We start from the raw sequence: 14,602 nt of genomic DNA on the forward strand, positions 1-14,602 counted from the left end.
CGGGTCGGATCACCGGCCCGTCGTCTCCCGATCAGGAGGAAACGTGAACAGCAGTCTGCGCAGGCTCGGGATGGCGGCCGTGATCGCCCTCAGCGTCTCGCTCGTCGCTCCGCTGACCGGCGGGGCGAGCGCGGCACCACGACTGATCGACGCCGGTTCGCCCGGGCGCGTGACCGACATCGTGGTGCACTCCGACGCGATGAACCGCGACGTCCCGCTCACGGTGATCAAACCGGCCGACGAGTCGAAGCCCCGCGGGGTGCTCTACCTCCTCAACGGTGCAGGCGGCGGCGAGGACCGCGCCAACTGGCTCGAGAAGACCGACATCGTCGAGTTCACGCGTAACAAGAACCTGTACGTGGTGATCCCGAATGCCGGCCAGTACAGCTACTACACCGATTGGCAGAAGCCCGATCCGGTACTCGGCGTCCACAAGTGGTCGACCTTCCTGGGCAAGGAACTGCCCGCGGTCGTCGATGCCACCTACAACACCTCCGGTCGCAACGCCATCGGCGGGATCTCGTCGTCGGCGACGTCGGTGCTGAACCTCGCCATCGAGCACCCCGACCTCTACGACGCCGTCGGCTCCTACAGCGGCTGCCCGACGACGTCCGATCCGTTCGGGCAGGAGTACATCCGGCTCGTCGTGGAAGTCCGTGGGGACGGCGACGCCACGAACATGTGGGGCCCCTACGGCGGGTCCGGCTGGCGCGCACACGATCCCGTGGTCAATGCCGCCAAACTGCGCGGCCAGAAGCTCTACATCTCCAATGCCGGCGGTCTGCCCGGGCAGTACGACAATCCCCGCTATGTGGAGGACCTGGACACCCTGGCCGACCAGATCGTGGTCGGCGGTGTGATCGAGGGCGCCACCCTGGGATGCACCGTCCAGCTCCTCAACCGTCTCGGTCAGCTGAACATCCCTGCGACCGTGGATCTCCCGCCGACCGGCACCCACTCATGGATGTACTGGCAGGACCAGCTGCATCGTTCGTGGTCGTTCTACGAACGCGCCCTCGGATAGACAACCCCACCGCACCGCGCCGGCATCGGCGGGCCGGCACTGGTGAAACGTCCGTCGCGTAGCTCGACTCGCCGGTCGGCGAGTTCGAGCACGCGAGGGTCGTGGGAGATGACAAGAGTGGTCCGGCCGGTTGCCACCCTTGCGAGTGATGCGAGGATCTCGCCGACGGTCTCGTCGTCGAGGCCCGTGGTCGGTTCGTCGAGAACGAGCACCGGCCGGTTGCGAAGGACCGTCCGCGCCAGCGGATCAGGGTGCTCTTGCCGGCACCGCTGGCACCGGTGATCGCCACGGTCTCGCCCGCGCGGATCTCCAGGTCGGCGCCGTCGAAGACTCGGGACCCGTTCTCCGGATAGGTGAACGACACTCCCGTCAGCGCCAGACTCGCCGCGGCGGGCACCGTGATCACGGCCCCGGCGGAGATCGTGTCGGCAGAGCCCGGTTCGGCCGCCCCCATCGGTGCGTCGAGGATCTGAGCCACCCGTTCGGCGCTCGCGGTGGCGGTCGTGACCTCGACGAGCAGGCCGCCGAGCGTCTGGATCTGTGGGTAGAGGTAGCCGAGATAGCCGGTCAGGGCGATGAGTGTTCCCAATTGCGCTTCGCCGCTGGAGATCTGCCACGCCCCGAAGGCGATGACGGCGATCATGCACAGCACCTCGACGATCGTGACCGCTTCCGCGAAGGTTGCGCCGGCCCGTAGCTCCGACTTACGGGCATCCCGCCACCGGCGGCTCTGATCGGCCACCAGGCGCCGATGGCGCGTGGTCTGATTGTCGGCCTGCAACGCCACCATGTATCCCCTCGGCGATGAGAGAACTGATCTGTCCGGCGGCCTCCCGCTCACGGCGCGACGCACGTTTCACCGCGGCGCCGAATCGACGTGCGATCACCCAGAGCAGTGGCGCGAGAACCGCTGAGATCAAGGCGAGCTGCCAGTTCGTCACGAACGCGGCCAGACCATAGACGAGCAGACTCACCAGGGCGACGGCCCCGGAAACCACTCCCGACGACAACAGGCTGTCGACGGCCTCGACGTCGCGGTGTTGCGCGACAACAGATCTCCGTCTCCGAACCGATTCCGCGCATGCGGCGCGAGCCGCTGGGTGTGCGCGTACAGCTGATCCCGAAGGCGCAGCAGGACCGACTCGGTCACGCCTCCGGTGACGACCGTGGCGTTGACCTGGACGAGATAGAAGGTGATCGCGACGACGAGGCGCCATCGCAGGCCGGAGAGCAAGGGTACGAACCGACGTATCGTCTGCGGGACGGACAGCGTGGCGGGACGTGCATGCGACTTCGGCACGCGTGTCACCGACTCGCCTGCACCTGGATCGTCAGCCGCTCTCGACTCGGTCGCTGTGCACACTTCTCTCCTCGCTCCTCGCCGGCGGGATGGCACCGCCGCGATCGACACTACGGCCGTTGAAGTAGAAAAGCCCTCGCAACACGGCCGTTTACTCGTTACTCAGTGTTACTTCGCTGCCCCCCCACCCGCAACACCGGGGGGCGGTAATCCTCTGGTAGTCCCCCCCCGCGGTGTGGAAGAGAGTCGATCAGCCGAGGCTGAAGTGCTTGCCGTTGAGGACAACGACACCCTTCACGGCGTCGGTGCTGACCGTCACCTGGACGAAGGCGCGAGCCGCGGCGTAACCGGCGCAGCTCTCGACCTTGAACTGCTCCTGGCTGAAAGCGACACCGCCGCGCTGACCGGCGAAGGTGTAAGCGTTCACCTCGTAGTTCTTGTACGCGGTGTTGTCACCCGAGGTCTCGTTGACGAGCCACTGACGCTTGACCTCGCCCGGGCCGAGCGAGAAGCCGCCGGTGCCGTAATTTCCGTCGCTATCGGCCGGCGTCAGTCCTCCACCCGCAGTTACGTTACCCGGATTCGTGTAGTCCACGCCGCCCGAAACACCCGGAACGCCAACCTCGCCGCCGCCGAAGTTGACCTGGCAACCGACGTCGTAACCGACCTTGATCGAGCCGCCCTCTGCCTTGCCGCCGACGGTCACGCGAACCTTGCCCGACAGCCACACCTCACGGGTGGTGGGCACGTTGCTGATCGGGCGCTGGACGTTCACGTACTCGTCGAACAGCTGGACGGTGACGGGGGTGCCGTCGACCAGGGTCTTGGTGATGGTGCCACCAGGCAGCGGGCCGGCTGTGGCGCCGCCGGCGCCGAGGCTGGTGAGGCCCATCGCGACGGCACCGGTGATACCGGCCGCCGCAACCACGCGACGCGTGATGTTCTTCTTCATGATTCCCCTTCGTGGAATATCGATCTGCTCAGGGCAGAGAAGTCAGGTAAAGCTGGTTTATCTGCGCCTGATCAGCCGATGGTGAAGGGCTGGCCGTACAGGGTGGACTGGATGAGGGTGCCCTCGCCGCTGACCTTGCCGTCGTCGGTGCTGTAACCCTTGGCACCGATGGTCTTCACCGCTGAGCGGGCCGACGCGTAGCCGCCGCACTGATTGAGGTTGAACGAGAGCTGCGACAGCTGGATCGCGGCGACACCCGAGTCGGAGTAATCCTTGTCGGTGATGTCGACGACCGCGACCTGACCGGGCTTCAACGGGAGACTGAGCGAGCCGGACAAAGTGGTCGCGGTCAGGCTGATCGCACCAGCAAGATCAAGCGTGATCCCACTGACGTCGACCTGGCAACCGACGATGTACTTCACGGCGAGGCTGCCGCCGACACCGGCCGAGGCCTTGCCGGAGTAGGTACCCGAGATCACGAAGCCGCGCGACGCGGGGTTGTTAGCGACGGTGGGGATCGGGTAGGCACTCTCGGCGGTACGCCACGTCTGGATGGACTCACCGTCGATGCCGGTCGCGTTCTTGTAACCATTCGACAGCTTGATTGCGGACGCCTCGCCGGCTCCCATGCCGGCCAGGCCCACGACCGCGGCCGAGGCAATCGCGACCGCGCCCGCGGCGCGGCGCAGCCCAAGCTTGCTGAACTTGCTCATTCGTTCCCTCTCACAGGATTCGGCTGTTACCCCGCGGAATGCACTCACATCCGCAAGTCATGACCCACGACGTTCGTTGGGCTTCCTCACAGTTACCACCAAGCACGCTCTTACGCATGTCTTAGCTGCCGTTAAGAATCCATCGAATTCCTGGTCACTGCTGCGTTGTCACTCGCGACAGATCGCAGGACTACCCCCAGTCCCCCACTCTGGGGACTGGTGTGTCGTCGTGCCGAACGTTATCGGAGGGGTCTCAAGTCGGGCAACAGGAGGACTCGAGCGTGTCACGAAGGGGCCCCGCACCATTGTGAATGTCGAATACGCCAGCTATGCAACGACGAAAGTTAACGACAGGAAAACACGCTGATCTGCACACGTATGGCAGGCCTGTTTTCACTCGTGATGAGGCGGTCGCTGCGCCTCGAACCAATCCTTAGAGTGCCCTGTGTGATGTTCGTCACTATCGTCTGAAGTCAGTTCAGGAAGGTCGTCGCCGAACACCGCATCGAGTCGACGACGCCGCGCAGCTCGGTGCTGCGCGGCGTCATCATCGCTGCTCATGCGCAATTTTTCCGGGTCTGGAGGCTCGGTTGCCACCGGGTCAGATGTCCAATCGAGAGGGGCCGCAGCCCTGTTAACCAGGTGTTTTCTTCGCATTGCTGAACAGATTTCGTCGCTGAGAAACTGTGTCGCGGCGCCCCGGCTCAGAACTCACTGATCGATTCGATGACGTATTTCGCGAGGGGCGCGGCGGTCGCCATACCGTCGCGCACGGCCGCGCGTGAGTTGGCCAGGTTCACCACGAGTGTCTGTCCGGAAATTCCAGCCAGCCCGCGCGAAAGTCCGCCGTCAGTGGCTCCCGCGGCCAGACCGGAGCTCCGCACGGCCTCTTCGATACCGCGCAGACGTCGATCCAGAAGGGGTTCGGTGGCCTCGGGCGTCACATCGCGAGCACCGACGCCCACCCCGCCCACCGACACCACGAGATCCACGCCACCGATCACGGCCGTGTTGAGTGCGTTGCGGATCTCCACCTCGTCACCGGAGACGACGACGGCCGCGTCCACGTGGAACCCGGCTTCCGCCAGCAACTCGCTCACGAGAGGTCCGAGCAGACGCTGATCCTCACCGTGAGCCGCCTCGTCGTCGACCACGACGACGAGGGCACGTCCGATCTCCTCACCCTGCGGACGGTGCGTGGCCTGTTCGTGACGGGCGACGAACTCCCGGGCCGCGGCATCCGCTGCGACCACGTCGGCGGGGTCGACCGGCCCGGGGCCGCCGGCGAGACGCACGTTCAGCGCCGTCTCGTCGCGGTCGGATTCGGCGGCGACAGTGGTGGTACCGGGCTTACGCGAAGCGGCGTCGGACATGACAGGCCTTTCTCTGGGTGTGACCGTCGGTACGGTCGTTCGTGCTGCGCTGCGCCGACTCTCGTGACGGGAGCCGGTGCAGCCTCTCGATGCAGTTGTTTCGCCGGTCAGCCGACCGCCAGCGTCCCGAGCTTGACCTGTGCGGTCTTGGTCGCACCGTTGTCCACGTAGGTCACGGTGACCGTGTCGCCCGGGGCGTGCGATCGGACCGCGGCCACGAGGGCGTCCCCGGAGGAGATGACGCGGTCGTCGACCTTGGTGATGATCGCGTCGTCGGGGATGCCCGCGGCCGCGGCCGGGCCTCCGGGCGTCACCGCGGTGACGACGGCCCCGGGTGCGTCGGACGCACCACTCGGCCGCACCGAGACACCGATGTTGGCGTGGCTGGCCTTGCCGGTCGTCTCGAGTTCCCTGGCCACCCGGATGGCCTGGTCGATCGGGATCGCGAACCCGAGTCCGATGCTGCCACCGGCCTGCTGCTCGCCCCCACCGAGGGTGGCGATCGCGGTGTTGATCCCGATCAGTGCGCCGCGTGCGTTCACGAGCGCACCGCCGGAGTTGCCCGGGTTGATCGCGGCGTCGGTCTGGATGGCGTCGATCACCGAAGTGGTGTTGGTTCCGGGGTCGCGCGAGGTCAGCACGGGACGGTTGAGCGCACTGATGATGCCGGTCGTGACGGTGCCCGCGAGTCCGAGCGGCGAACCGATCGCGATCACGTCCTGCCCGACGGCGAGGTTGTTCGAGTTCCCGACCGTGATCGGGGTGACGTCGTCGCGGTCGACCTTGATGACCGCGATGTCGGAGATGGGATCGGCGCCCAGGACCCGGGCCTGCGCTCGCGAGCCGTCGGCGAAGTTGACCGCGACCCTCGACGCCGGGCCGTTGCCACCGGCGCTGACGACGTGGTTGTTCGTCATGATGACGCCGTCGTCGCTGAGGACCACGCCCGAACCGGAACCCATCGCGCCCCCGGACGCGACCTCGATGGAGACCACCGACGGCGTCACCCGGGCCGCGACCTCCTGCACGGAACCGGCCGGCGCGGCAACCGGCGTCGTGTTGTTGTTGCCGGGATCTCCCCCGAGCGGACCGCTGCTGGTGCTGGTACCGCCGTCGGAGTCCGCCAGGTTGTATCCCGCGACGCCGCCCGCGCCGCCCGCGACCAACGCCAGGACCAGCCCGGCCACTCCCAGGGCGACGAGGCGTCCGCCCCCCTTCTTCTTGGCCGGCGCGGCGGGCGCCCCGTCCGGGCCCTGGCCGCCGAAACCGGGCTGCGAACCGAACGGGGCCGCTGCCGACTGTCCGTATGAGGGGCCGGGGCCGTACTGACCCTGCGGCGGGAACGGACTCGTGCCGGGCCTGCCGTACGACGACGTCGGTGCGTTGGCACCCGGGTAGCCCCGCTGACCGCCCGGTGCGGGGAAGGAGCCGGACGGCGGTCCGAAGGAGCCGCCGGACCCCGACGAACCCGGGCCGCCCGCGCGGTCGGACTGGCCCGATGCGCCGTGGGACGGTGCCGACGGCTCGCTCCCGGACGCCGCATGGTGGCCCCCACCCGGCTGACCCCCACCGTATTGACCCCCACCGGGTTGACCACCGCCGTGCTGACCGCCCCCGTACGAGCCGTCACCCTGCGATCCGCCAGTCGTCATCTTCGTCTCTTCCTCGTCGGTCCGGCCCCGCGCTCATGCTCGTCTCGGGGCCGGTGCTGATCTGTTCAGATGGCCGGGCCGGGACCGAAACACCTCGGCCGTCCCACCCGAACTGCGCCTTCGGTCAACCCTAGGTGATCGATGACCAGGTCACACCGGATGAGCACGTAGCGCTTCGAGTCGGGACAGCTGAGTCGTCGGCTCCGATGTCACCTGCTTCTCCTCTACTGACGAATCACCTGCGGGGATGGTTCCGCCGCAGTTGCCCGGCCCGGCAGTGTCATCCGGATCAGCGCTCCCCCGAGCGGCGACGTGTCGGCCACGACGGTGCCGCCGTGTCGTTCGACCACCTGACGCACGATCGCCAGTCCCAGGCCCGATCCCGGCATCGACCTCGACTGGGTCGAGCGGTAGAACCGCTCGAACACGAGACCGCGGTCCTCCTCGGGGATTCCGGGACCGGCGTCGGCCACGGTGAGCTGCGCGCTCGACATCCCGACCTGGGTGAGACCGACGCCGACCGTACGGCCCGGCGGACTCCACTTGGCCGCGTTGTCGAGGACGTTCAGCACCGCGCGCGACAGGCCGTGAGCTTCGCCGAACACGAACCACGGCGAGAGGTCCACCTCGAAGTCGACATCGTTGCGGCGCCGCCGAACTCGCTCGAGGGCCTGTTCGACGATCTCGGCGAGATCGACCTCCTCGTAGACCACCTCGGGTGCGTCCTCGCGCGCGAGGTCGACGAGATCGCCCACCAGCGTGGACAATTCCTCGATCTGCGCCACGACGTCGGCCCGCAACTCGACCATGTCGTCCTCGGGCACGGTCCGCGCCCCGGGGCGGCTGGCGGCGATCAGCAGTTCGAGATTGGTCCGCAACGACGTCAACGGTGTTCGCAGTTCGTGTCCCGCGTCGGCGACGAGACGCGCCTGACGGTCCCGTGATTCGTCGAGGGCACGCAGCATCGCGTTGAAACTGACGGTGAGCTTGGCGAGCTCGTCGTTGCCGGTCACCGGGATGGGCGTCAGATCGTTGGTCCTGGCGACGCGCTCCACGGCACGGTTGAGCCGTGCGACCGGGCGCAACCCGGCGCGAGCCACCGTCGTCCCGGCCAGTGCGGCGAGCGCGACCCCACCGCAACCGACCACGAAGAGCACCCAGGCCAGACGTTTGAGCACCCGGTCGGTCTGGATGAGACTCTGCGCGAGCACCAGGGTGTTGCCGTCGTCGAGTTTGCGTGTCAGGACACGCTGATTGCGCGTGGTGCGCAGGCTCTGCTGAGTGGAGCCGGGTACCGACGGCGATCGGACGATGCCGCGTTCCACGTCATCGAACGGAACCTGACCGATGAGGTACGTCTCGCCGCCCGGGGTCACCAGCGCGATGGAGATGTTCGTGGAGAACACCGTGCCGGCCACGAGCTGTTCGGGTTGTGAGCGCAGTACGCCCGCGCGCGCGAGCGCCGCCATACCGTCGGCGCGGCTCTCCAGCTGTTGGTCGACGTCGTTGTACATCGCGCGGTAGACGACGAAGTACGCAGCGGCCGCCATCAGGCTCACCGAGACCAGTACGACGGTCGCCGACAGGATCGTCACACGGGTACGCAACGACACCGCGCGCATCAGCGGCATCGGCGCCCGCATCTCCTTCTCGTCGGAGCCGTCCCCGGCGGTGTGCCCCGTGATCGCCCGGGTCAGCCGGTCGCGGAGGAGATCCCGCGTCTTCGGATGCGACGTGGAGTTCGACGACTTCCCGATCACTAGGGCGGCGTCTCCCGCAGGACATATCCGACGCCGCGCACGGTGTGGATCAGTCGCGGCTCACCGTCGGCCTCGGTCTTGCGCCGGAGATAGCCGACGTAGACCTCGAGGGCGTTACCCGACGTCGGGAAGTCGTATCCCCAGACCTCTTCGAGGATGCGGCTGCGCGACAGGACCCGGCGCGGGTTGGCCATCAGCATCTCGAGCAGCGCGAACTCGGTGCGGGTCAGGCTGATCGACCGCTCCCCCCGTGTGACATCTCGGGTCACGGGATCGAGCGAGAGATCGGCGAAGGTGAGCGTCTCCGAATCCGCGTCGTCGTCGGGGGACGCGCGACGCAGCAGGGCCCGCAGCCGGGCCAGGAGCTCTTCGAGTGCGAACGGCTTGGGCAGGTAGTCGTCGGCTCCGGCGTCGAGACCCGAGACGCGCTCGGAGACCGAGTCGCGGGCGGTCAGCACCAGGATGGGGAGGTCGTCACCGGCGGAGCGGAGTCGGCGGCACACCTCGAGCCCGTCGAGCCGGGGCATCATGACGTCGAGGATCACCACATCGGGCCGGTCGGCCAGGATCTTCTCGAGTGCCTCGATACCGTCGCCCGCGGTCTCGACGCTGTAGCCGTTGAAGGTGAGCGACCGTCGCAACGACTCCCGGACGGCCCGATCGTCATCGACCACGAGGATGCGCATGGATACAGTCTTATCCACCCCGGCTGAGATCCGGCTGAGCAACGCCGAAACGCACTCGTTCAAGTGACAGTGTCGGCGCTCACCTGCGGTTCTCGCGGCTTTCACATCCGGGACCGAGTCCTGTGAGGTCAAGTTGACGGATGCGTAACGCCGGGCTTCGGGTCGCGAAACATCGACCTCCGACGCTGGAACCCGTGACCGTCCCTGCGCCGACTCGAGCTGTCGTGTCCCGATCGGTGATGTCGCTGTGCGCCTACTGCGGTGTCGGCTGCGGCATGGAGATGAAGCTCGCCGACGACTCCGACCGGGTCACCAAGACGATCGGCCGGTCCGATCACCCCACCAACTTCGGGCGACTGTGCACCAAGGGGTCGACCACCGCGGACATGCTCGCGGCCGGCGGCCGGCTGTCGGTTCCCCTGGTCCGCGACGACCGCGGCGGTCAGCTGCGCCCCGCCGAGCTCGACGCCGTCGTGACCGACACCGCACGACGCCTGCGCGGCATCGTCGACGAGCACGGGCCCGACGCCGTGGCCCTCTATGTCTCAGGCCAGATGTCGCTGGAGGCGCAGTACCTGGCGAACAAACTCGCCAAGGGGTTCCTGCGCACCAACCAGATCGAGTCCAACTCGCGGCTCTGCATGGCGAGCGCCGGGACCGGATACAAGCTGTCCCTGGGGTCCGACGGACCGCCCGGGTCGTATCAGGACTTCGACCATGCCGACGTCTTCCTCGTCATCGGCGCCAACATGGCCGACTGTCATCCGATCCTGTTCCTGCGCATGATGGACCGGGTCAAGGCGGGGGCGAAGCTGATCGTCGTCGATCCGCGACGCACCGCAACCGCCGACAAGGCGGATCTGTTCCTGCAGATCCGATCCGGGACCGACCTCGCCTTCCTCAACGGGTTGCTGCATCTGCTCATCGAGAACGGCCACACCGACCAGGACTTCATCGACTCCTTCACCGACGGGTTCGATCAGATCCCCGAGTTCGCCGCGCAGTACCCGCCGGACGTCGTCGAATCGATCACCGGGATCGCGGCGTCGGACCTGCGGGCCGCGGCCGAGCTCATCGGGAACGCACCCAACTGGATGAGCTGCTGGACGATGGGCCTCAACCAGTCCACCCACGGGACCTGGAACACCAACGCACTCATCAACCTTCACCTCGCCACGGGTGCGATCTGCCGGCTCGGCAGCGGGCCGTTCTCGTTGACCGGGCAGCCGAACGCCATGGGCGGACGCGAGATGGGTTACATGGGTCCGGGATTGCCCGGTCAGCGCGCCGTGGTGTCCGCGGCGGATCGCGAGTTCGTCGAGGATGTCTGGGGCATCCCGGCCGGCACACTGCGTACCGACGTCGGCGGCGGCACCATCGACATGTTCCGGCGGATGGCCGACGGCGAGATCAAGGCCTGCTGGATCATCTGCACCAATCCCGTTGCGTCGGTGGCCAACCGCAAGACCGTCATCGAGGGACTCGAACGCGCCGAGCTCGTGATCACGCAGGACACCTTCGTCGAGACCGAGACCAACCAGTACGCCGATGTCGTGCTGCCCGCGACGCTGTGGTCGGAATCGACTGGCGTGATGGTCAATTCCGAACGCAACCTCACCCTGTTTGAACCAGCGCTCACCGCGCCCGGACAGGCGATCCCGGACTGGGAGATCATCGCGCGCATCGCCGGCGAGATGGGGTATGCAGACGCCTTCGACTATTCGAGCGCCGAGGAGGTGTTCGAGGAGATCAAGCGGTTCGCGAATCCGAACACCGGTTACGACCTGCGCGGGGTCACCTACGACCGGCTTCGCCGCACACCGATGCAGTGGCCGTGCCCGCCGGTTACCGACGGCGAACCCGATCCGGTGGACACCGGTGCCCGCAACCCGATCCGGTACCTCAACGACGGGCGCAGCCAGACTCTGCACCGCCTCGACGACGGATCGGTGCCGCGGCTGGCGTTCGCGACCGCGGGTCGTCGTGCGCAGTTCTTCGCGCGCCCGCACCTCGACGCGGCCGAGATGCCCGACGACGACTACCCGTTCCTGCTCAACACGGGCCGGCTGCCCCACCAGTGGCACACCATGACCAAGACCGGACGGGTGGCCAAGCTCAACAAACTGAACCCGGAACCCTTTGTCGAGATACATCCGGACGACGCCGCCCGGCTGAGCATCACGGCCGCGGACAAGGTCGAGGTCGCGTCCCGGCGGGGCCGAGCGGTGTTGCCCGCCCGGATCTCCGACCGCGTGCGGCCCGGCAACTGCTTCGTGCCGTTCCACTGGAACGACGTCTTCGGTGAGCATCTCGCGATCAATGCCGTCACGTCCGACGCGGTGGACCCGCTGTCGCTGCAGCCGGAGCTGAAGGTGTGCGCGGTGACCCTGATCCGGGTGCCCGGCTCACGCGCAGACGTCGACGACTCACCGGTCGCCGCCGCCGGTTCGACGGAACTCGGGGTTGCGCTGGGGGTCTCGGGCGTCGCGGCACCGGCGATGACATCTGCCGAGCGGCTCTACCTCGCCGGCCTGGTGGCCGGTGTCGGGGCGTCCCCTTCGGCCTGCCCGGTTCTTCCGGCCGATGCGCCGCTGAGTTCAGATCTTCGGATCTGGGTGTCCGGCGTACTCGCCGGTCTGTACTCCCGCGGCGCGCCCTCGCCCGATTCGGCTGCACCGCGGGACGATTCGTCGTCGTCCGAGCCGGGCACCGACACGGTGACCGTGCTGTGGGCCTCCCAGATGGGCAACGCCGAAGAGCTCGCCGTGGAGGCGGCCGAGCGCGTGAAGGCCAGTGGTCTCCGGGTCGAAGCCCGATCCATGGATGACGTCGAGGTCGGCGAACTGACGGGCACCGCCCTGTTCGTCACGTCGACGACCGGTGACGGCGACCCACCAGACAACGGCACCTCCTTCTGGGACGCACTGAACTCCGACGACGCACCCGACCTGTCCGGCGTCGACTACGCGGTGCTCGCGCTGGGCGACTCGAACTACGACGACTTCTGCGGACACGGACGCAAACTCGACACGCGAATCGGCGAACTGGGTGGTCGGCGGTTGCTCGAGCGCGTCGACTGCGAACCCGACTTCGAGGAAACGGCAGGCGGCTGGCTGACCGAGGTCATCCGGGCGATCAGCATGCCCAACCGGGCCCCCACCTCCGGGGTGAGTGGCGATCGGGTGACGGTGGTCAGCGAACCGGCCGACTCGGCGGCAGCACCGTCGGTGCGTTCCGCCCCGGCCTACTCGCGCAGAAAGCCACTGCTCACCTCACTCGTGCGGAACGTCAAGCTCAACTCCGAGGGGTCCCGGAAGGACGTGCGGAACTTCGGGTTCCGGCTCCCCACGGGCACGCTGTCCTATCAGGCGGGCGACGCCCTGGGGGTGTGGCCGCGCAACGATCCGTCACTCGTCGGGGAGTTCCTCGAGCACACCGGCCTCGACGCCGGCGCGTCGGTGACCGTGGGCGGCGAGGACCTCACGCTGCGGACGGCCCTGCGCGAGCGGATCGAGTTCGCGCGCGTGACACCCGATCTCGTCCGCTTCGTGGCCGACCGTACCGGCTCCGCCGACCTCAAGACTCTCACCGCCCCCGGAAACAAACAGCAGTTCAACGACTGGGCGTGGGGACGACAGTCGGTGGATCTCCTGGCCGACCACCCGGTCATCGCCGATGTCGCGGAGTGGATGCAGGTCCTCAAACCGATGGGCCCGCGGTCGTATTCGATCTCGTCCAGCCCCCTGGAAAGTCCCGACGAAGTCCAACTGACCGTCTCGACCGTGCGCTACAACCTGTATGGCACGCCCCGCGGTGGTGTCTGCTCGACCTTCCTCGCCGACCGCGCCGACGACGAGATCGGTGTCTTCGTCACCTCGACGAGCCACTTCCGGCCGCCGGCCGATCCCGACACCCCGATGATCATGATCGGCCCCGGCACCGGCATCGCCCCGTTCCGCGGGTTCCTTCGTGAACGTGAGGCGTTGGGACACAACGGCAAGAACTGGCTGTTCTTCGGCGAACAGTACTCGGCCACCGATTTCTACTACCGCGATGAGCTGACGACCATGCTCGGCGACGGTCTGCTCACCCGCCTCGACGTAGCGTTCTCCCGCGACCAGGACCGCAAGATCTACGTGCAGGACCGGATGCGCGAGCACGGCGAGGAGCTCTACCAGTGGCTGCACGACGGCGCCCACGTCTACGTCTGCGGTGACGCCACCCACATGGCGAAGGATGTCGATGCAGCCCTGAAAGGCATTGTCGCCCAGTACGGTCGCCGCTCCCCCGCGAGCGCGGAGTCCTACGTCAAGGCCCTCGCCGCCGACAAGCGGTACGTGCGAGACGTGTACTGACCACGGAGCGTCCGACCCCTCCCTGAGGAGGCCCGGAGCCGCGAACGGCACACAACCCTCCCTACCGCCCCTGAAGTGCCCAACCCTTCCATATGCTCCCTAATCCGAAAGAACCGCATAACCCCTGCTCCCTAATCCGAAAGAACCGCATAACCCCTGCTCCCTGAGGTGCGAGGAGCGCAAGCGACGAGCCACGAAGGGCACCGCAACTCGAAGTCCACAAGCGCCAGGAGCTGCCGCGAGCTCTCCACAGGCGGCCGCATATACGCGCCACAGGCTTCCAGAATCCTCGACGATGCAGCGATGGCATGGGTGTACATCCTCGAGTGCGCGGACGGTACGTATTACGTCGGAAGCACACGAAATCTGGACAACCGGCTACGCCAACACAGCTCCGCACAGGTGGGTTTCACGGCTCGTCGCGGGCCGGTGACGCTGGCGTGGTCAGCCGAGCTGTCACTCGAAGACGCCTACTCGATCGAGCGACGGATCCACGGATGGTCTCGGGCGAAGAAGAAGGCATTGATCGACGGTGACATCGATCTACTTCGTACCCGTGCCGGCCGCAGGGGCGGACGTCCGCGCACCGAGGACGGAGGCGAAGCTTGACAATCTGGTTGTGCAAGGCTGGTTGAATCAGTCACCAGCCCTTCGTGGCTCGTCGCTATCGCTCCTCACACCTCAGGGACCAAAAGCTGGATCGCCAACTCCTCACACCTCAGCGTCTGCGGCCTTCGCGTCCGTCCGTAGGCACCAAAGCCTCCCTGATCCCTGAGGTGCGAGCGAA

11 protein-coding genes and 1 pseudogene are annotated in these 14,602 nt (G+C 67.2%); 3 read left to right on the top strand and 9 right to left on the bottom strand.

Annotated elements, in window-relative coordinates; translation table 11 throughout:
• Positions 1–43 precede the first annotated feature (43 nt).
• Entirely contained in the window at positions 44–1,024 is a 981-nt protein-coding gene (locus ACFW3F_RS10880) for an alpha/beta hydrolase (RefSeq protein WP_388057110.1), read from the top strand.
• A 280-nt stretch (positions 1,025–1,304) separates the two neighbouring features.
• Here ACFW3F_RS10880 and ACFW3F_RS10885 read toward each other — a convergent pair.
• From ACFW3F_RS10885 to ACFW3F_RS10925, 9 genes and pseudogenes are all read right to left on the bottom strand, one after another.
• Positions 1,305–1,814: pseudogene (locus tag ACFW3F_RS10885) on the bottom strand (ABC transporter ATP-binding protein); the annotation flags it as partial.
• Positions 1,729–2,022, bottom strand: coding sequence for an ABC transporter transmembrane domain-containing protein (locus ACFW3F_RS10890; protein WP_388057112.1), 294 nt, complete (start codon positions 2,020–2,022; stop codon positions 1,729–1,731). The pseudogene ACFW3F_RS10885 and the gene ACFW3F_RS10890, both read right to left, overlap by 86 nt.
• The gene (locus ACFW3F_RS10895) at positions 1,995–2,324 is read right to left on the bottom strand and encodes a hypothetical protein (RefSeq protein WP_388057114.1); all 330 of its coding nucleotides are present in this window, start codon (positions 2,322–2,324) and stop codon (positions 1,995–1,997) included. The genes ACFW3F_RS10890 and ACFW3F_RS10895 overlap by 28 nt, the downstream gene beginning before the upstream one ends.
• Positions 2,325–2,574: 250 nt before the next feature.
• Positions 2,575–3,276 (bottom strand): MspA family porin, encoded by a 702-nt coding sequence (locus ACFW3F_RS10900; RefSeq protein ID WP_388057116.1) that lies wholly within the window; start codon positions 3,274–3,276, stop codon positions 2,575–2,577.
• Positions 3,277–3,347: 71 nt separating this feature from the next.
• A complete protein-coding gene (locus tag ACFW3F_RS10905; RefSeq protein WP_388057118.1) occupies positions 3,348–3,989 on the bottom strand; it encodes an MspA family porin in 642 nt (213 codons plus the stop codon).
• 704 nt (positions 3,990–4,693) lie between these two features.
• Positions 4,694–5,362: a molybdenum cofactor biosynthesis protein B gene (locus ACFW3F_RS10910; protein ID WP_388057120.1), complete on the bottom strand. Its 669-nt coding sequence runs from the start codon at positions 5,360–5,362 to the stop codon at positions 4,694–4,696.
• A 107-nt stretch (positions 5,363–5,469) separates the two neighbouring features.
• Entirely contained in the window at positions 5,470–7,014 is a 1,545-nt protein-coding gene (locus ACFW3F_RS10915; protein ID WP_388057122.1) for a S1C family serine protease, read from the bottom strand.
• Positions 7,015–7,238: 224 nt separating this feature from the next.
• The gene (locus ACFW3F_RS10920; RefSeq protein WP_388057124.1) at positions 7,239–8,774 is read right to left on the bottom strand and encodes an ATP-binding protein; all 1,536 of its coding nucleotides are present in this window, start codon (positions 8,772–8,774) and stop codon (positions 7,239–7,241) included.
• Positions 8,774–9,460, bottom strand: a complete 687-nt coding sequence (locus ACFW3F_RS10925; protein ID WP_086535222.1) for a response regulator transcription factor — start codon at positions 9,458–9,460, stop codon at positions 8,774–8,776. The genes ACFW3F_RS10920 and ACFW3F_RS10925 overlap by 1 nt, the downstream gene beginning before the upstream one ends.
• 239 nt (positions 9,461–9,699) lie before the next feature.
• Here ACFW3F_RS10925 and ACFW3F_RS10930 point away from each other — a divergent pair, with 239 nt between their 5' ends.
• A complete protein-coding gene (locus ACFW3F_RS10930) occupies positions 9,700–13,815 on the top strand; it encodes a molybdopterin-dependent oxidoreductase (RefSeq protein WP_388057235.1) in 4,116 nt (1,371 codons plus the stop codon).
• Between the two features lie 303 nt (positions 13,816–14,118).
• Complete coding sequence (locus ACFW3F_RS10935; protein WP_388057126.1) at positions 14,119–14,424, top strand: GIY-YIG nuclease family protein; 306 nt, start codon at positions 14,119–14,121, stop codon at positions 14,422–14,424.
• Positions 14,425–14,602 lie beyond the last annotated feature (178 nt).

Source organism: Gordonia sp. NPDC058843, from assembly GCF_042743165.1.
Taxonomy (GTDB): domain Bacteria; phylum Actinomycetota; class Actinomycetes; order Mycobacteriales; family Mycobacteriaceae; genus Gordonia.